Origin of the sequence: Sporolactobacillus terrae, from assembly GCF_019930545.1 — a bacterium.
GTDB classification, from domain to species: domain Bacteria; phylum Bacillota; class Bacilli; order Bacillales; family Sporolactobacillaceae; genus Sporolactobacillus; species Sporolactobacillus terrae.
The window spans coordinates 554,248-573,121 of record NZ_CP082837.1 but is presented as its reverse complement, the minus strand read 5'-3'; the positions used below and the strand labels follow the sequence as shown (position 1 = coordinate 573,121).

Sequence of the window (18,874 nt, the reverse complement as noted above, 5' to 3'; positions counted from 1 at the left end):
TTCAATTTTACTCTTTCATTATCGATCTTTACAATATATAATTTAGAATAAATTAATCTCATTTTTAGATGAATGAAGGTTGGATGATGGAATTAAGACAGATTTACTACTTTATGGAAGCTGCAAATCGAGAACATATCACGCAGGCCTCCGAGGCACTGCACGTGGCCCAATCAGCGATCAGCAGGCAGATTGCATTGCTTGAAGATGAACTAGGTGTTCCGCTTTTTTCGCGAAAAGGAAGAAACATCCAGCTAACAAAAGCGGGCAAAATCTTTCTTGAGCATGCGGAACGAGGAATCGGCGAATTCGAAAAGGCCGAACAGAAGATCAAAGAATACCTCAATCCCGAAACAGGATTGATCCGTCTCGGCATTTCAACCAGCCTGTCTGTTCATACGCTACCTATTGTCCTGCAAAAATTTCACAGCATCCATCCAGGCATTGATTTTCAGTTACATCAAGGGACTGTGCCCTATTTAATTAAATTAATCAGCCAAGGCAGCATCGATCTGGCCTTTGCTTCACCTGTACCCAAACATCATGAACGGATACGGAGCAGCATCCTTTACACGGAACGAATGGTGCTTCTCATGCCGAAACGGCATAAAAAAGCCGGACAAGGACCGATTGCGTTAAGTCAGTTAAAAAATGAGCGGTTTATTACCTTCAGAAGCAAGCTGTCACTGCAAGAATTATTTCGCGATGCCTGCCGGCAAGCAGGATTTGCTCCGAATATTGTTTTCGAAGGCGAAGATATGGACACGATTAAAAGTCTTGTTTCATCTGATTTTGGTATTGCTTTAATGCCTGAAAACGCTGCCGCTTACAATCTTCCGGAAACGATCGTGGCCGTTCCGCTCAGTGCGCCGAAAATCTCACGCTCTGTAGGGGTCATTCGTCCACGTGACCGCGAGCTGGCACCGTCAGAACAGATTTTTTCGCAGTTTATCGATGCATTCTATGATCGACTGCACCGTTTCGGACAGTAACCGTACGTTTGCACGGTCCCTATACTGTTTTTCCACAAAATAGATACAGAAAGGGCGTCTCAAAGTCAACTCCAGTCTTCAAGACGCCCTTTCTTCTTATTCCGTTCCGTTCTCGTTCTCTTCTTGTTGAATCAGCAAATCATGTCGGCGCCGCGAATCCTCACCAACCTGTTCATCGGCGTGATACGACGATCGTGCGAGCGGACCTGCTTCGCAATGTTTGAATCCTTTCGCCAATGCGATTTCCTTAAGTTCCGCGAACTCTTCCGGTGCGTAATAGCGTACCACATCCAAATGTTTTCGCGTCGGCTGCAAGTACTGGCCAATGACCATAATATCCACATGATTGGCAAGCAGATCATCCATTGTTTCAACAATTTCTTCTTTTGTTTCGCCCAAGCCAACCATGATGCTTGATTTCACGGGCGTATTCGGACTCAGTTCCTTCACACGCTTCAATACAGCAAGTGAGCGATCATACGTTGCAATCGCCCGAACACGTTTGGTCAGTCTCCGAACGGTTTCGATATTATGATCAAAGATATCCGGTTTCGCATTCATCAGAGTCAGAATGCTTTCATCGTCGCCTTTCATATCCGAAGGAAGAACCTCAATGGTACAATAAGGCGCTTTTCTTCGAATGGCACGAATCGTTTCGGCAAAAACATACGCCCCGCCATCCTTCAAGTCGTCACGAGCAACCGCAGTAACAACAACATGTCGCAAACGCATTTTAACGACCGAATCAGCAACTCGTTCCGGTTCACGCAGATCTAGCTCGGTCGGTCTTCCTGTTTTCACCGCGCAAAATCGACATCCGCGCGTACAAACATCGCCAAGAATCATAAACGTCGCGGTACGGCGCGTTGCCCAGCATTCATGAATGTTCGGACATTTTGCTTCTTCACAAACCGTGTGCAGTCGTTCCGTTCGCATCAACTGTTTGATTCCTCGGTAATCTTGATTCGTATTCAGCCGAATTTTCAGCCATTCCGGTTTTCTGACGTAGGTTCCATGTTTGTTCATGTATCTTCCCCCTCTTTTCTTAGATGAGTCGGCCGATCGCGCTTCTCATCTGGATCGATTCCAAGCATCCGTTTCATATTTATTCTTCGCACGCTCGCGAACCGTCTGCTCTTCTTCATCAGTTAATACGAGTTGGCGAAGGTTTATGTTCAAGCCTTTTTCAAAACCATGATAAAAAGCTGTTTTCACTTCCTCCAGTGTCACTTTTCGCCCAAGCAGTTCTTCGAGTGCTGCCGCCTTGCCTGTAAACGCCCGCTTCGCTCGCTCTTTCAGACGCGGATTGGCATAGGAGAAGCAATCAAACAGTTGATCCGTGTTGACACTGATCGGGATCGATCCATGTTGAAGGATCATGCCTCGCTGCCTTGTTTGTGCACTTCCAGCCGCTTTTCGTCCCTCAACAATTAATTCATACCAGGAAGCTTCTTCAAAACAAACCGGCGAATGCGTGCCGATCCGTTTGTCCTCAGGAATCGCCAGATCGGCATTCAGCGCTAATGCTCTGAATCCCTCAAGCAACCCCCTCGACAAAACCCGGTAGGCGCCGACGACAGAATGCGGCATGTCCGGATAATCTTCGGGAATCACCACGCTGTAGGTCAATTCGTCATCATGCAGAACCGCCAGTCCTCCTGTCAGTCTGCGGACACAAGCAATGCCATGTGCTGCCGCACCATCAAAGTCGATTCTTCCCGCTGTTTTTTGAAAATAGCCAATCGATAAACCGGGAGGATCCCAGCCATAGAAGCGGAGCACCGGTTTTTTTCTTCCTTTTTCGCCGCATTCGAGCAAATACTCATCTAGGGCCATATTATAGGCTGGTGAATGGATCCCGGAGTCAATAAAATACCATTCCTGCTTATTCATCTGTACCTATCCCACCTTTGTTGCCAACCTTAGAAAACAGCCAAAATGGATTGTTCTTTTTCTCGTCATCGTGTTTCTACTGATGTTAACGCTATCATTTTCTGAGAAAGAGGTTGTATAGAATTGGGCTTCAATGTGTCATACTGCATAAGTACTTTTTATACTCCTATACTGAACTGCAACAAGAAATATCATAACAAGAAATTCACAAAATTGCACGTTTTGAAAGCCGCACGGAATCTTTTCAAATGCGTGTATCTCACCCGCCCATATGATACACTAATAGGATACGAACGAACGGCGACACACTGCAGCGACTGAGTTGATCTGTACTTTATTATCAGCGCGAAATTTAGGATCATGCTTAAGGAGATCTTTGTACATGGATCGTTTTTTTCAGATGACGTTTCTCCCCCATATTGAGAATACATGGAATTTTTTTTTCTGGTTGACAGACCGTGATGGCACGGCACTGCCTTTACCTGAATCAAACGCTTTGCCTTCTTGGCTTTCCGAAACTTCCGATTATCCAACCTATCCTTATACGGCAACATTCATTGACGGAAAACAAGATCATGAGGTTGACGGCATCATCATGCCGATGGCTCACGCTTTTCGGTTGATCCGCAGCGGTATCCTTCAATCGAATAATTCGTTCTACCCTGGACTGACCGTTCAATGGTTTCGGCAAATTTCCGAGGCTGTTCATAGTTTATTAGAAAACGGGCTTTTTTATCCCTTTTTCTATCATTTGCGACGCGGAAAAGATGAACAGTGCTATTTCAGCACATGGATTCCGGATGCAGAACCGCTGCACGAAAGCGGTTTATTCAGCGATTGGCTGAGCCGATTGCCTCGTCTTGCCGTCTCTATCGATGAATTACAAGATCAAAAAGTGCAGCAGTGGCTCTATTTAATTGTCATCTACTGGATCAATGCCTTGATTCGAGAGGTGCGCACAGAAAAAAACCAGACCGATCGGCTTATATCGGCACAGGATCAGAGCGCAGACAAAGCATCTGCGCATGACGACTTGCTGCCGTCCAACGAAAAGGCGTGGAAGATCACCCGCGATCCTAAGGCGATCGAAACTCTGGATCGTCTTGAATTTGAATTGGCGGGATGGGTTCAGCCCGTAGCAACCCCATCCGCGCATGCATGGATTCAGGCACTATTAACGCTAAAGCGTAAACAAATGGACGCTTACTTTGCACCGGAGAAAGCAGAGATCGCACTGCATCCAATCAATCCCCACGATCTTTTTTCTCCAGGAGCACAATGGAACTATTCAATCAGTCTCTCAGGATGGCAAAGCGGCCGACGCACCATCCGTATGCCTGAAAATGATCCTCTGTCGTCGTTGAACGCGAACAGCTGGCTTGCAAAACAGTTAACGTCCCTTCGGACAAAACTGCCGGCATCACTGATTTCTCTACTGAAACGCGCTTATACAGGCACCATGACCGTTGGGGAAATCTCTGAACTTTATCAAAATGAAGAACTTTTGAAGCGTGTTTCCATACATGTCGCTTTTCCAAATGATCTTGAGATTCACGATGCATCGGACGTATCCGTAGATCTTGATATTGAACAGAAAAAAAGTCCTGGAGACAGCTCCTTGTTCGGTTTGAATGCACTCATCAGTTACAACTGGAGAATCGCCGTTGGAGATCTGGAATTCAGCAGTGAAGAATTCGCAACCCTTGTCCGTGCCAACCAGCCGTTTATTCATCACGGAAACCAGTGGATCCATTTACCGGTGAAGCAAATGATCAAGGCCTATGCGGAAATGGAAGATGCGCTCGATTTGCTGAATCAGAGAGCAAACGTTTCCACTGCAATGAAGATCGAGGCAGCACGACGACGTAAACGCAAACCAAGCATTAAAGTCCATCTCAATACCGAATTGGATAATTATTTGAGTCATTTATTTAAGCGCCCGTCTCGAGCAATCACCCTGCCCAACAGTTTTGTCGGCAAACTGCGTCCCTATCAGCAAAAGGGCTATACCTGGCTTGTTCATTTGCGGCACCAGCATGTCGGCGGCTGTCTGGCGGACGATATGGGCCTTGGCAAGACCGTGCAAGCCATCGCTTATTTGGATTATTGCAAACAAAACCCGACACAACCGTCCCCTGATCAGACGGTCAAACGCGGGCCGTCGTTAATTATCTGTCCGACATCGCTCGTTGCAAACTGGAGTCATGAGTGTGCCACCTTTTCCCCCAGTCTCGATGTCTATATTCATCATGGGACCAATCGGCTGCATGGGCGTGCGCTCGATCAGCGTTTGCAGACCTGTGATGTGATGATCACCAGCTATGCGATCTATACGAAAGAAGCCGATCAGCTTGCCTATGAATGGAATTGCTGCATCCTTGATGAAGCCCAGGCGATCAAAAATCCGCATGCGCAAAAAACGCGGGCACTACGACATATCAAAACCGTTCATCGGCTTGTTCTGACCGGCACACCGATTGAAAATCGCTTGGAAGAATTATGGTCAATTATGGAATTCTTAAATCCAGGCTACTTAGGTTCGCTTGACCGATTCCGAGCACGCTTTATTCAGCCGATCGAGAAGAAAAACAATCGTTCCAAAGCGACCCAGCTGACACGTATGATTCAGCCGTTTCTCCTTCGCCGAGAAAAATCGGATAAACGGATCATTCGTGATCTTCCTGAAAAAATTGAAGCGAAGCGCGTCTGCAATCTAACCAAAAATCAGGCATCGCTTTATCAGTCCGTTGTAGACCGACTGAAACAAAATGTCGGTGAGACGGGCGGTATCAAAAGAAAGGGCTTAATTCTGTCTACTTTGACAAGACTGAAACAGGTGTGCGATCATCCGGAACTGGTCAGTGACTTGGATCCTGAGGCCGGTGGAACGTCTGGAAAAATGGAGCTGTTGTTTGATATTCTCGATCCGCTCTTCGATCAGAATGAGAAAGTCCTGCTCTTCACTCAGTACGTCAAAATGGGGAAGATTCTTGTGGATAAAGTGCAGCAAAAGTACCCGGATGCCGCAGTATATTTTCTCCACGGCTCTCTAAGCGCTCATCAGCGTCAGCAGTTAATCACCGATTTTCAAAATAAAGAGAAGCGAAAAACGCTCTTCATTCTTTCATTGAAAGCAGGCGGAGTCGGGCTTAACCTCACGGAGGCCGGCTATGTGATTCATTATGATCGCTGGTGGAATCCTGCTGTGGAAGAACAGGCGACCGATCGTGCCTACCGAATTGGACAGAAGCGTAATGTTTATGTCTATAAATTGATTTGTGAGGGTACGCTGGAAGAACGGATTGATTTGCTGATTGAACGAAAAAAAGGCTTACAAAAACAAGTTTTGAGCGGCGGCGAGGCGTGGCTGACCGAGATGAGCGATCAGGAACTTTTCGATTTAATCCAGCTGCATGAAGGAGTGGTTTAATATGGTTCGACGCATTACATTCCGCAATGCCAGACTTGCGCACTGGCTTTCCGATTTTGCGGCAACACTTCCGCAAAATCGATTTGAACGGGGGATCATGCTTTATGATAAGCACCGGGTTTGGGATTATCATGCCTCTCAAAATGGCTTGCATGCAAGTGTAGAAGATCTACACAACAGCTTTTATCAAGTCGAAATCAAATGGAGTAACGCTGCAGGTGAAGCAGCAGCACTGCCCAATCCTAATGCAGCTTCCGTTACCTGCAGCTGCGCCTCTGCGGCACACTTCTGCACGCATAGCATCGCAGTCGTGCTCTATTGGATCATGAGGATGGATCAATCCGGATCCATCAATGAATCTGAAACGGCAGTTGATCAAGGCGACAGCCCTGCTTACCAAGTGCTCGAATCGAAAATGAAACAGCTTGCTTCAAAGGCTGCACCAAGCTTTCAAAGGCTGGATGCAAACAAACTTGCCAGTCATCCAGAATTGCAGATCCATCTTGAGAAGATTGTTCGTCAGGTGATGGCCCAAGATCACCAAACCTCTCATCAGCAGCCAACAGAAAATCGGCATTCTTCTGCGCATTAAAACCATTTTTCTCCATCACGAACACTTCCCTTATTCATCGCCAGCTTGTTTCCCCTCCCTGCCCTCTTTTTTTCTCAAGATAACAAAGATTTGCTTATTTCCTAACCGTTCAGTCACATTTGACAGCAAATCCTGTCTTGTTGTCAGGCTTGCTTCGGGTTATAATGCAAATTACATAATGTCGTCTCTTATTAACTGAAAAATAGAAAAGTGCGGACAGTTTCATGAATTGTTCATGCGTTGCGATGCCGTCACAGGGTTGGTGGGACGATGCGATGATTTGAGGAGTGATAAGAATTGAAGAAGGTGTCCGTAGGCTTGCTTGGATTCGGAACAGTCGGTACAGGCGTGGTCAGGCTGCTCACTAAAGATAAAGAGCGGCTTGAAGAACGTACAGGCTGCCAAATCCAATTAGAGAAAATACTTGTCCGCAATAAGAACAGGGCAAGGAAAGTACTCATTGATAACCGTAAATTAACTACAGATGTCTATGAAATTCTTGACAATCCGACTATTAATGTAATTATTGAATTGATTGGCGGGGTCGACCAAGCGTACCGCTATATTCTTCGTGCGCTGAAAAACAAGAAAAACGTCATCACGGCAAACAAGGATCTCATGGCATCCTACGGCGAAGAACTGCTGCTTGAAGCACGCGCGAACCAATGTGACCTGTACTACGAGGCAAGCGTTGCGGGCGGCATCCCGATCCTCCGTACATTGACCGACAGTTTGGCTTCCGACCGTATAAATAAAATGATTGGAATCGTCAACGGAACAACAAACTACATTTTAAGTAAAATGAGTTCAGAAGGATTGTCCTATGAGAAAGCTCTGTCATCAGCGCAGCGGCTCGGTTTCGCAGAATCTGATCCAACTTCGGATGTGGAAGGTCTGGATGCTGCCCGAAAAATGGTCATTCTCAGCCACCTTGCCTATTCCATTCCGGTCAAACTTGCCGATGTAAGCATTAAGGGGATTACAGATGTCACACGCGAGGATATTCAATTTGCCAAAAAACTTGGTTACACGATTAAACTCGTCGGTGTATCCGAAGTCAGCAATGGTGCAATCGATATTCGCGTCGAGCCGACCCTCTTGCCGGACCTTCATCCGCTTGCATCCGTTGAAAATGAAAACAACGCGATTTATGTCCACAGTGAAGCGCTTGGGCAGACGATGTACTACGGCGCCGGTGCCGGTGAAGGACCAACCGCTGTTTCCGTCGTTTCCGATTTGATTTCCGTTGCACGCAATATAGCTTTAAATGTGACCGGGAACCATATCTTTATTCCGAAGAAAGAGCTTCACTCGCGCAAGGACAGTCTCGTTGAAAGCCAGTTCTTTATTCGCATGCATATGAAGGATGAACCCGGTTCATTCTCCAAACTTACCGATCTGTTTCGTGAACAGCGCATCAGTTTGGGCAAGCTCTATCAAGAGCCAATTCCGGGCAGCGACGTTGCTGAGGTTGCAATTATCACCCATATCACCAACAAAGTGCTTTTCGAGAATTCCTTTGCGATGCTAAAAAAATTAGATGTCGTCGTAAATGCCAAATACTTCCGTGTTGAAAGGGGCTAAGAATCATGGCTTGGAAAGGTTTAATGGAAAAATACAAGGACGTTTTGCCGGTTACAGACAAAACGCCTCGTTTGACGCTTCTCGAAGGAAACACACCGCTCATACCGCTTGAGAAACTATCAAAGAAATTAGGATGCGAGATTTACGGAAAATTTGAAGGACTTAACCCGACAGGCAGTTTCAAGGATCGCGGCATGTTTCTTGCTGTCGCAAAAGCGAAAGAAAACGGAAGCACCGGGGTCATCTGCGCATCTACTGGAAATACTTCGGCGTCCGCAGCCGCTTACAGCGCGCGCGCAGGTATGAACTGCATTATTGTCATACCAAAAGGGAAAATTGCACTCGGAAAATTAGCACAATCCGTGATGTACGGTGCGAAAATATTCGAAGTGAATGGAAACTTTGACCAAGCCCTTGATATTGTCCGCTATACAGGCAAGCATTCCGAATTAGCGATCGTCAATTCAATCAACCCGTTCCGTCTTGAAGGACAGAAAACCGGTGCGTATGAAATCGTTGACCAATTGGGCGAAGCACCGGACGTTCTTTGCATCCCGGTCGGTAACGCAGGAAACATTTCCGCCTACTGGAAAGGGTTTAAAGAATTGCGCGATGCGAAGCAGATCGAAGCTCCGGAAATTCACGGATTTGAAGCTGAAGGATCAGCCGCAATCGTGAAAAATAAAGTGATCGAGCATCCAGAAACGATTGCGACTGCAATTCGAATCGGTAACCCGGCAAGCTGGAAATTAGCCGTAGCAGCCGAGCAGGAATCTGGAGGAGAAATTGATTCGGTCACTGATGACGAGATCATTGCTGCGTATAAATTAATCGCACGGACTGAGGGCGTTTTTGCAGAACCCGCATCCTGCGCATCCATTGCCGGTCTGATCAAGCATGTTGAAGCTGGAAAAATTAAAAAAGGTTCGAAAATTGTCTGTATCTTGACAGGTAACGGATTAAAAGATCCGGCAACTGCTATGGATACGTTGACCATCGAACCAACAATTATCGGTGCTGACCCTTCTGCTGTTGTCGACCATCTACAGCAGGTGTCACAATGAGCAAGCCTTCAACCTTTCAGATTAAAGTACCCGGGAGTACGGCGAATCTTGGTCCCGGGTTCGATTCAATCGGTATGGCTGTAAATCGCTATCTGCTTCTGGAAGCGGATAAATCAGAGAATTGGTCGTTTCACTATCTCGATCAGCCCAAGTTCCGCCCTGCTCTGGAAAGTAACTTAATTTACGTTACCGCAAAGAAAATTGCCGACGAGTATGGGAAAACACTTCCTGCCTATTCTGTGAACGTACGAAATGAAATTCCGCTCTCTCGCGGTCTGGGCAGTAGCGGTTCGGCAATTATCGCAGGTATTGAGCTTGCTGATTTTCTGCTTGATCTCAAACTTCCTGTTGAAGAAAAGTTATGGATCGCTTGCCAAACGGAAGGTCATCCCGATAACGTCTCTGCTTCGCTGTATGGTGGGCTTGTGATTTCGTCTCAGTCTCAAACGAAGGTAACCAGTATGTGTTTACCCGCACCAGATTACGATTTTGTCACGGTCATTCCAAATTTTGAGTTAAAAACGAGCGATGCACGCAAAGCCCTCCCTCTGTCCCTTTCATTCAAGCAGGCCGTTGAAGCAAGCAGTGTCGGCAATGTTCTGGTTGCTGCACTGCTCAGCGGAGATGGAAAAAAAGCAGGACAGATGATGGCGAGCGATAAATTTCATCAACCTTATCGCGCAAATTTAATCCCGTGTATGGATAAAATAATACGTCTTGCTCATGCAAATGGTGCCTACGGGACCTTTTTAAGCGGTGCAGGTCCTACAGTAATGTCTCTCACCGAACGCAGTAGGAGCAGTAAATTATGCAGCCTGCTGCGCGATGCATTCCCTGATTATGAATGTACGGTACTAAGGCCCGTAAATGACGGTGTACGTACCACCGTTCCCGCAGAAAAATAATTCAGCCGAGCATCTTTATGAAAAACCGGGCAAAAGCGCCCGGTCTTTACTTCCGCAGGATGCGGTGACTTTAATTCATCACGTGTGCACGGGTACGCTTCGGTTACTCGCTTGCCGCGGGCGCCAGAGTACCTCCGCTTTGATTCTTGGCCAAGACACGGGTCTATTGGTTTTGAAGATGAGGCAAAATCAGCTACTTTCTTATCCTGTAAATAGAAACCTCCTTATTGTCCAAACTAGAGACAGTAAGGAGGTTTTTTTATGAAAATACGCATTGGTTGGTCGTTTATCTTCTTTTTTGCGTTGCTCTTAGGCGGATTATATATTATTTATCTCATCTTAGGCTCACACTGACGCCTCATGTCGATCATTTAGTTTGAGAAATCGTTTTCATTATTTCCTAAGTTTAACCCTGTAAAAGGATGCTGTTCTGCGTGTCGTCGCTCAACTGTGCTTCTTTACGTTGATTCATCATACTCACAAACAGCGCATCGATGAGTGTCATTTGTGCTGCGCGGGCCACATAAGACTCTGAGCGAAAGTCAGTCGGTACAGCAACGGTATGAAGCGAAACATCCATTAATTCGCCCAGTGCGGATTTCATGAATCCGGTAATGCCGATCGCCGGACATTTCTTTTGTTTCACCATTTTTGCTACTTGAACCAAATGCTTATCCGTTGCCGAATAAGAGATGAATACGGCAGCATCGAGATTGGATAGCTGCGTGGCAGACAACATCTGAAATTCTCCATCATTTGGTGCATACGTCATCACACCGGCACGAACAAATTTACGATGCGCTTCTTGAGCAATGAGTGCGGAACCGCTGCTCCCAAACAAGGCAATACGATTTGAATGGGTCAAAATGCGAACGGCCTGTTTAAAATCCGTACGGTTCAAAATCTGATACGTGTTTTCCAATGTACGGATATTGTCTTGAAAGACTTGCTCGGCCAGTTTCATCATTTCATCACTCGACTCATTCTTAATTGCTTCATCGAAACGCTGACTTCGTGCAATATCCGAGGCAAGCACGATTTTCATTTCCTGAAAGCCCTTAAAGTCGAGACGTCGGCAAAAGCGGAACACGGTGGCATCCGCAACCTTAATTCGCGCCGACACTTGGTTAATGCTGCTGTGAATCGTTTCTTTTGGATGATTTAATATATAGTCGGCAATTCTTCGTTCCTTTTCACTCAGATGCGGATAGGCGGACTGAATACGTACGATACATTGACTTTCCGTCATGTTTTATCCCTCCCTATACTATAAATCCATTGTACATCAAACGCTTTCATTTGAAAATAATTTTCCGTGAAACGCTTTCATTTTTTTGCTTTTCGCATTCTTTTTCGTCCTTGATCGTTCTTTATGCACAGCTTTTTCTCATCCTGCGCATGCGTCATGTCAGCCATTGTCACGCCTTCTTTACAATTCACCAGTTCCATGTTTAAATGATGGAGACTGGCGAAATGCGCGCGTCCTACCAAATTGCTGGGAGCAAAGTGCAGAGGCATAACAAAACCTAAAGCCAGATTTGACAAAATGAGCGAAACTAGAACTGAATGAGGGGTGGAGCGATCACTATGTTTAAAAAGTCTCTTCAAAATCTCCGTGCCTATAATCCTGGGCCGTCTGTTGAAGAAATAAAAAAAATGTACGGCTTATCTCGCGTCGTTAAACTCGATTCCAATGAAAATGTCTATGGGGCCTCCCCAAATGTGCGCAAGGCGATTACCTTGGACGCTTTGCTTCCAGAACTCTATCCGGATTGTCAGGATCTAGACCTCAGGCTGGAACTTTCTCGGCGACTTGGTCCGGCACCGGAACATTTTCTTTTCGGTAGCGGTCTCGATGAAATCATCGTTTTAATCAGCAGAGCCTTTCTTGAGCCTGGAAACAGTATCATCATGGCTTGGCCGACGTTCTATGAATACTATTGTCATGCACAAATTGAAGGAGCAGATACACGCAAAGTCCCTTGCCGATCAGACGGAAAACACGATTGGAAGGCGATGCTGCAGGCAATCGATGAAACGACGAAGGTCGTCTGGATCTGCAATCCGAATAACCCGACAGGCACTTATCTGACGAAAAGCGAACTTGATCAATTCATAGACTCCGTTCCAAGCAATGTACTGGTCGTACTGGATGAGGCCTATATCGACTTTGTCACCGCAGAGGATTTTCCTAACGGACTAGACTATTTGAATGACTATGAAAATGTACTTGTGCTTAGAACCTTTTCTAAGTCTTATGGCTTGGCATCGTTTCGAATCGGTTATGCAATCGGCAGCTTAACTGTGATTAATGAACTAGACAAAGTGCGTCCTCCTTTTAACAATCCAAGATTAAGCCAAGTGGCCGCATTAGCTGCCCTCAAAGATGATTCGTTCAAGGAAGACTGCCTACATAAAAACCGGGAAGTCATGACCATGACCACCGCTTTTCTTAAGGAAAAAGGGATTCGTTACGATAAATCTCAAGCCAACTTCATCTTCATTCGCGTCAATGAACCAAAGCGAATGGCGATGATTTGTAAGCAGAACGGCTTCCTGATTAATCCTTTTGAAGATGGTGTGCGTGTGACTCTGGGAAAAATGGAAGACATGAAACAATTTTTGAAACTGCTTGAATCGGCTATTGACGAGGCATCGGCAGTGGTAGGCAGCAGTAAGAAATAATTTTTCCAGAAAGAATTAAACGATTTTTCTTTACAAATTGTCAGATAGCAGTTACAATTTAGACACAATCAAGCAAACAATTTAATAAGAACTTGCGATGATGGAGACAACAAGCGTTTGCCTGTGCGTTGCAGAGAGCCGGTGCAAGGCTGGAAACCGGTACGCGCAACAATCGCTTGAGCACTCCGTAGCAGATGAGCGGAACATTGATTCACGCTGAACCATGAGAATCAATTAGTATGCTCATTCGGCCTTAGGTCGTTAATGAAGGAATGAAGGCTGCTGAAGCAGAATTGTTTCAGCAGCAAATGAGGGTGGCACCGCGAATATCAACGTCCCTCGCAGTATGTAGAATCATGCTGCGGGGGACGTTTTTATTATATAAAATTGGACGGCATGCGCTTGTGATGCCAGATCCGCCATTTAGATAATCAGAGAGGATGAGTTCATTGTTTTTAGATCAGACCTATTTGTTTACACCAGGACCGACCCCTATCCCAAATAAAATCAACGCCGCGATGGCGCGTCCGATGATCGGACACCGGAGTCCTGACTTCTCCGTACTGATTGAAGATGTCGCAACACGGCTAGAACCGGTATTCGGCACGAAGCATCCCGTTATGATTTTAACCAGCAGCGGCACTTCTGCACTTGAAGCTGCCGTCGTGAACACGATTCATGAAGGCGATCATGCTATTGTGATTGTTGCCGGATCTTTTGGCGACCGACTGGCAACGATCGCAGAAAATTACGGAGCTTCTGTTCATCGTTTGAATGTTGAGTGGGGCAAATCATGTACGCCGGAAATGCTTGAAGCATTTATTGACGAACTCGGCGACACACCCATCAAAGCGGTATTCGGTACATTCAACGAAACATCAACCGGTGTCTTGAACCCCATCCATGCATTAGGTCAAGTTGTCAAAACGAAAACCGACGCCCTGTTCATCGTGGACGGAGTCAGCTGCATCGGCGCTGTTCCGGTAGATATGGAGAACGATCACGTCGACATTCTTGTCACCAGCTCGCAAAAAGCACTCATGCTCCCTCCTGGCTTGGCATTTGCCGCATTCAGTGATCGCGGTCTGCAGGCCATTCGTGAATGCCCGGAACGACGTTTTTATCTCGATTTAAAACGCTATGTCGATACCTATGAAAAACAAAAATCAACGCCGTTCACACCGGCTGTTTCACTCATACAAGGTGCCCAAGCGGTTTGTGACATGATCGAAGAAGAAGGATGGGAAAATGTAATCAAACGTCACCTTCTGCTTCGTGACATGCTACGCGCCGGAATCCGTGAATTGGGGCTTCCGCTTCTGACTTCTGAGGAAGATGCCTCTCCAACCGTAACCGCGGTTAAACCAGAAGGGATCGCTGCACCGGCTATTCAAAAAGCACTTAAGAAAGATTTTGCAATCACAATCGCCGGCGGACAGAAAGATCTAAAAGGAAAAATTTTCCGAATCGGCCACATGGGCTATTGCACACCATTCGATGTACTGAAAGTTTTAAGCGCACTTGAAATGACGCTCGCCAAATTCGGACAGGCTCCTCATTTTGGTGCAGCGGTTAAAAAAGCTGAGGAGGTTTATGTAAAAAATGTATAAAGTTATCGTCACAGATCCGATTAGCGAGAGCGGACTAAAAGCACTGACTGAGCACGATGCATTCCAAGTTGAGCAGCGTGTTGGTCTTGAACCTGAAGTACTTGCAGAAGTGATTGGCGATTATGACGCCTTGATCGTCCGCAGCCAAACGCAGGTCACCCGCGACATCATCCAGGCAGCAGACCGTTTGAAAGTCATCGCGCGCGCCGGTGTCGGTGTTGACAATATCGACATTGATGCGGCAACCGAAAAAGGAATTATTGTCATCAATGCACCTGCCGGAAACACAATCGCAGCTACCGAGCATACGCTTGCAATGATGTTGGCACTTGCCCGCAATATTCCTCAGGCATACGGATCGCTGACCTCGGGAAAATGGGAACGCAAACGGTTCAAGGGCGTTGAACTTTACCAGAAGACGCTCGGCGTTGTCGGCATGGGCAGAATTGGCACTGAAGTTGCTAAACGCGCTAAAGGATTTCAGATGAACATTCTCGGCTATGATCCGTTTCTCACCGAGGATCGTGCGAAGAAACTTGGCATCATCAAAGCCAGCTTGGATGACATTGCGGCTCAAGCGGATTTCATTACCGTCCACACGCCGCTTACTCCCGAAACACGTGGATTGATCAACGCAGAATACTTTGAGAAAACTAAAAAAGGTGTGCGTTTCATCAACTGTGCACGTGGTGGAATTATCGATGAACAAGCACTCGTTGACGCGGTGAACAGCGGGCAAGTCGCCGGCGCTGCAATTGATGTGTTCGAACATGAACCACCGGAAACCCCAGGACTGACTCAAAATCCAAGAATTATTGTCACACCGCACCTTGGTGCATCAACAACTGAAGCCCAAGAAAAAGTAGCTGAATCGGTCAGTGAAGAAATCCGCGATATTTTAACAAGCGGAAGCGTGCAACACGCGATCAATTTGCCGCATATTTCTGCAACGGTAAAACAGAAAATCAAGCCTTATTTGACACTTAGCGAACAAATGGCCGAGCTTCTGATGCAAATTTTTAAGAAGGCTCCGAAAAATATTAAAATTAATTATTACGGAGAACTCTTCTTGGAAGACACCGGGTTGCTCACTCGTCAAATGATTAAAGCCCTGCTCTCGTATTACCTTGATTCATCGATCAACATCGTCAATGTGATGCAGGTGCTTAAAGCACACGGACTTGCTTACAGTGTGCAAAAGAATGCCGCACACAAAGGATTTACCAATTTCATTGAGTTGGAAATTGGAAACGGTGAGGACAAGGCAACAATCGCGTGCACCTATTTGTCCGGCTTCGGCGGCCGCATTGTTTCGGTCAACGGCTACCGTCTCGATATGGAACCGGAACGTTACTTGCTGTACATTGACCATATGGATGTTCCAGGAATGATCGGCAATGTGGGCTCAATTCTTGGAAAAGGCAAGATCAATATAGGCAGCATGTACGTCGGCCGTGAAACCATTGGCGGAAAAGCCGTGATGGTGCTGACGGTGGACAAACCGGTCCCTGAAGAGATCCGCAGCGACATTCTTAGAATTAACGACTTAAATGATGTTCAGTTTGCTGAAATTAACATTGAAGAATCCGTTGACTAATTGATTCGCCAATTCGATTAAAAATCCTGCTCCCAAAATGTTGGGAACAGGATTTTTTTATAGATTGAGTAAACAACGTGTTGCTGCATCGGCCCGAACGGGGAAAACCTTCTCAAGAGCAGGCTGCTCCAATCGCCCCGCAATAAGCACCATTCTGTGGAAGAATTGCCGTTATTCCCCATTGTGCGCAGTATTGTGCAGCAATCTCCTTCAGCTGTTTATTCCCGGACAACGCACCGCCGACAAAAATCACGGTATCAACTTCTGCCTTCTGTGCTGCTAAAATGCTGAGCGAGGTCACTGTTTCTGCGACAAGACCAATAATCGAAGCAATTTGATCCTCGGGAGACAATGAAAGTGCATGCTCTGATACGGCACCAAAATTGCTTGCGGTCAAGTCTCCTGCAATTGGCGGTTCTTCGCCTTCATAGATTCGCGCTACCGTTAAATCAATAACGTCCCGCTTTCCACGCGCGGCATAACGGAGCAAGGTCTTAAAATCATAGATGCCGGTTAGCAAACCGGTTAAGCCCATAATCGTTCCGCCACCGACACCGCTCCCGCCCAGCCAGTCCATTGCCCCATCGTGAATGTAATTCAGTGATGTTCCGGTACCAACAGTTGTGAGTAAGAATCGTTTCGGAACAGTCGTGCATTCACGAGCCAGCAACCGTCGTGCTCCTTTCGCCGACGCTGTAAACTCCGGCAAAACAGAACAGGGTCTGTCAGCAAGCTTCTCCTTCAGGCGTGCCGCTTTTCCCCCTGTAAGCATAATCAAGCGGTCAGGATATTCATGAGCGAGCCAGTCAGCACAGGCATCAATCCGAGTACTTGGAAAGGAGCGATAAAGCCAGCCCTCTTCGGTTTTCAGCGCAATTTTAATCAGCGTTCCGCCGGCATCGATTCCAATCTTTTCAGTCATACGCCGCCTGCCCCCTTCTCCCGGGCAACATTTTTTTACGTGTCCAGGCACGTCGTTTTTCTTTGCGTTTAGATAAGAAAAACCGGGTAAAATACGCCCGGTCCTTAATCTCCAACCATGTGTGATGGACTAGTGTCTTTTCGGTGCTGAATCGCCGCTTCGGTTACTCGCTTGCCGCGGGCGCACCGCGAGCCTCCTCAGACAGGTAGAGGTATCTGCGGGGTCTCGCTGGCACGCTGTTCCCGCAGGCGTCTCGCACCTCCGCTTTGTTTCTCGGCCAAGACACTGGGCTATTGGTTTGAAGACAGGTCAAAATCATATACTTTCTTATCCTGTTAGAAAACTTGGCTTTGCCAAGCCTCTGGCGAAGGCAAAGGCTTCGTTGCGACGGCCATGGACAGCCTAGTGTTCAGCTCGCCTTGTTCTTGCTTTCTCTTATTTTTCCAAGAGACCAAGAACCAAGTCCTTTACATCCGCTACCGAATTAAGAATAAAGTCAGCACCATGCGTTTCCAATTCGCTGCGTGCCGCCTGGCCGGAAAGTCCGGTCAGGACACCGGCAAAACGGCAACCAAGCTGCTTCGCACAGAGCAAGTCGGCAAGCGAGTCGCCAACGATCATCACCGCATCTCCATTCGGGAGTGGCTCAGGTTTGCGAGCGGTCCATTTTTTCAGATCGCTGTCCTTGCCATAATAGGAAGCAAGGTAAGTAAATGGATGCGGCTTGGCGAGTGGTGCTGCATCAAATTTCTTCTCAGCATCCAGCACATCATCAGCTGTAGCAATATGCTTCTGATCCAGCTCACCGATCCAATTCAAGTAGGTAAACGGTTTAAACGTTTCAAGCCGAGGGCGTCCGGTAGCAATACCTACGTTGATCCCCTGCTCGCGAAAAGCGTGAAACATGGCACGAATAAATGCCGGATCCGCAAGCGTCACTTCCTCATTCATAAACCCTTTCTTACCGGTCTGAACCGACGGCGTTCCGGTTGCGTTCAGAACATTCTCATCGCCAATGTACCATTCTTGCGACGCGTGCTCGCCAATATGCCAGAATGCGCTCTTAGGTTTGAACACATCGGTTTTTACGCCGAAACGTTTGGCAACAAGTTCATTTAAATAAAAGATCAGTTCTTGTTTCTCTGTTTTTGTCTCTTTATAATCAACCATGAATCGATGAAAATCTGGTTTTACCGGATACTTACGGAACAAACGCCGAAAGGCGGTCAGTGTGGTGTGGTCGATCGGTTCGGTTAACAACCGCACCGCTTGATCGCGCGCTTCATTCGGAAGCTGTGCTGCAAGATGAATGAGTTGAACCGATATCGTGATGTAGATCATGTCCCAATTCGCATTCATTCCGCGCGACTTCAAGAAGTTTAGGACATCGTCATTCAAGAATACTTTTGATCGAATCGCAGCAATTTCCTGATTACTGTATTCGGTTTGAAAAGCCTGTTCGCCGCCCAATCCTAAATAGTGACTGCTCATCAGCAATTCTCGTACTGTTAATGCTGATGCATCAAAATAACGTTCCTCGCTTAGAAAAACGCCGTCAACATCGAATAAAACCGTTTGAATCATTTTTTCACCGATCCTC

Annotated in this window: 14 protein-coding genes; 9 read left to right on the top strand and 5 right to left on the bottom strand. The window is 46.7% G+C overall.

Going from position 1 to position 18,874, the window contains the following annotated elements:
- Positions 1 to 83 precede the first annotated feature (83 nt).
- Positions 84 to 992 (top strand): glutamate biosynthesis transcriptional regulator GltC, encoded by a 909-nt coding sequence (gltC, locus tag K7399_RS02590; protein ID WP_223362469.1) that lies wholly within the window; start codon positions 84 to 86, stop codon positions 990 to 992.
- Between the two features lie 96 nt (positions 993 to 1,088).
- Here the strand turns inward: gltC and lipA are convergent, their stop codons facing one another.
- Both lipA and K7399_RS02580 read right to left on the bottom strand, forming a co-directional pair.
- The gene (gene lipA / locus K7399_RS02585) at positions 1,089 to 2,018 is read right to left on the bottom strand and encodes a lipoyl synthase (protein ID WP_010026281.1); all 930 of its coding nucleotides are present in this window, start codon (positions 2,016 to 2,018) and stop codon (positions 1,089 to 1,091) included.
- Positions 2,019 to 2,063: 45 nt separating this feature from the next.
- Entirely contained in the window at positions 2,064 to 2,885 is an 822-nt protein-coding gene (locus tag K7399_RS02580; protein ID WP_128166474.1) for a lipoate--protein ligase family protein, read from the bottom strand.
- A gap of 382 nt (positions 2,886 to 3,267) precedes the next feature.
- Between K7399_RS02580 and K7399_RS02575 the strand changes: the two genes are divergently transcribed.
- From K7399_RS02575 to thrB, 5 genes are all read left to right on the top strand, one after another.
- Positions 3,268 to 6,315 carry a DEAD/DEAH box helicase gene (locus K7399_RS02575; protein ID WP_028976007.1) on the top strand — a complete coding sequence of 1,016 codons (3,048 nt, stop codon included), beginning with the start codon at positions 3,268 to 3,270 and terminating at the stop codon, positions 6,313 to 6,315.
- Position 6,316: 1 nt separating this feature from the next.
- Positions 6,317 to 6,907 (top strand): hypothetical protein, encoded by a 591-nt coding sequence (locus K7399_RS02570; protein ID WP_051575289.1) that lies wholly within the window; start codon positions 6,317 to 6,319, stop codon positions 6,905 to 6,907.
- Positions 6,908 to 7,204: 297 nt separating this feature from the next.
- Positions 7,205 to 8,491 carry a homoserine dehydrogenase gene (locus K7399_RS02565; RefSeq protein WP_028976006.1) on the top strand — a complete coding sequence of 429 codons (1,287 nt, stop codon included), beginning with the start codon at positions 7,205 to 7,207 and terminating at the stop codon, positions 8,489 to 8,491.
- A gap of 5 nt (positions 8,492 to 8,496) precedes the next feature.
- Positions 8,497 to 9,555, top strand: coding sequence for a threonine synthase (gene thrC / locus K7399_RS02560; RefSeq protein ID WP_028976005.1), 1,059 nt, complete (start codon positions 8,497 to 8,499; stop codon positions 9,553 to 9,555).
- Entirely contained in the window at positions 9,552 to 10,460 is a 909-nt protein-coding gene (gene thrB, locus K7399_RS02555) for a homoserine kinase (protein WP_128166472.1), read from the top strand. Before thrC ends, thrB begins: the two co-directional genes overlap by 4 nt.
- Before the next feature lie 406 nt (positions 10,461 to 10,866).
- Here thrB and K7399_RS02550 read toward each other — a convergent pair whose 3' ends face one another.
- Complete coding sequence (locus K7399_RS02550) at positions 10,867 to 11,709, bottom strand: MurR/RpiR family transcriptional regulator (protein WP_028976003.1); 843 nt, start codon at positions 11,707 to 11,709, stop codon at positions 10,867 to 10,869.
- A gap of 338 nt (positions 11,710 to 12,047) precedes the next feature.
- Between K7399_RS02550 and hisC the strand changes: the two genes are divergently transcribed.
- The 3 genes from hisC to serA all read left to right on the top strand — a co-directional run bounded on the left by hisC (position 12,048) and on the right by serA (position 16,352).
- A complete protein-coding gene (hisC, locus tag K7399_RS02545) occupies positions 12,048 to 13,145 on the top strand; it encodes a histidinol-phosphate transaminase (protein WP_128166469.1) in 1,098 nt (365 codons plus the stop codon).
- 449 nt (positions 13,146 to 13,594) lie between these two features.
- Positions 13,595 to 14,755, top strand: a complete 1,161-nt coding sequence (locus K7399_RS02540) for a pyridoxal-phosphate-dependent aminotransferase family protein (RefSeq protein ID WP_028983954.1) — start codon at positions 13,595 to 13,597, stop codon at positions 14,753 to 14,755.
- Entirely contained in the window at positions 14,748 to 16,352 is a 1,605-nt protein-coding gene (gene serA / locus K7399_RS02535; protein WP_128166467.1) for a phosphoglycerate dehydrogenase, read from the top strand. Before K7399_RS02540 ends, serA begins: the two co-directional genes overlap by 8 nt.
- Before the next feature lie 112 nt (positions 16,353 to 16,464).
- Here serA and coaW read toward each other — a convergent pair whose 3' ends face one another.
- Positions 16,465 to 17,274 carry a type II pantothenate kinase gene (gene coaW, locus K7399_RS02530; RefSeq protein ID WP_128166465.1) on the bottom strand — a complete coding sequence of 270 codons (810 nt, stop codon included), beginning with the start codon at positions 17,272 to 17,274 and terminating at the stop codon, positions 16,465 to 16,467.
- Positions 17,275 to 17,709: 435 nt separating this feature from the next.
- Positions 17,710 to 18,858 carry an HAD family hydrolase gene (locus K7399_RS02525; RefSeq protein ID WP_223362468.1) on the bottom strand — a complete coding sequence of 383 codons (1,149 nt, stop codon included), beginning with the start codon at positions 18,856 to 18,858 and terminating at the stop codon, positions 17,710 to 17,712.
- Positions 18,859 to 18,874: the final 16 nt, after the last annotated feature.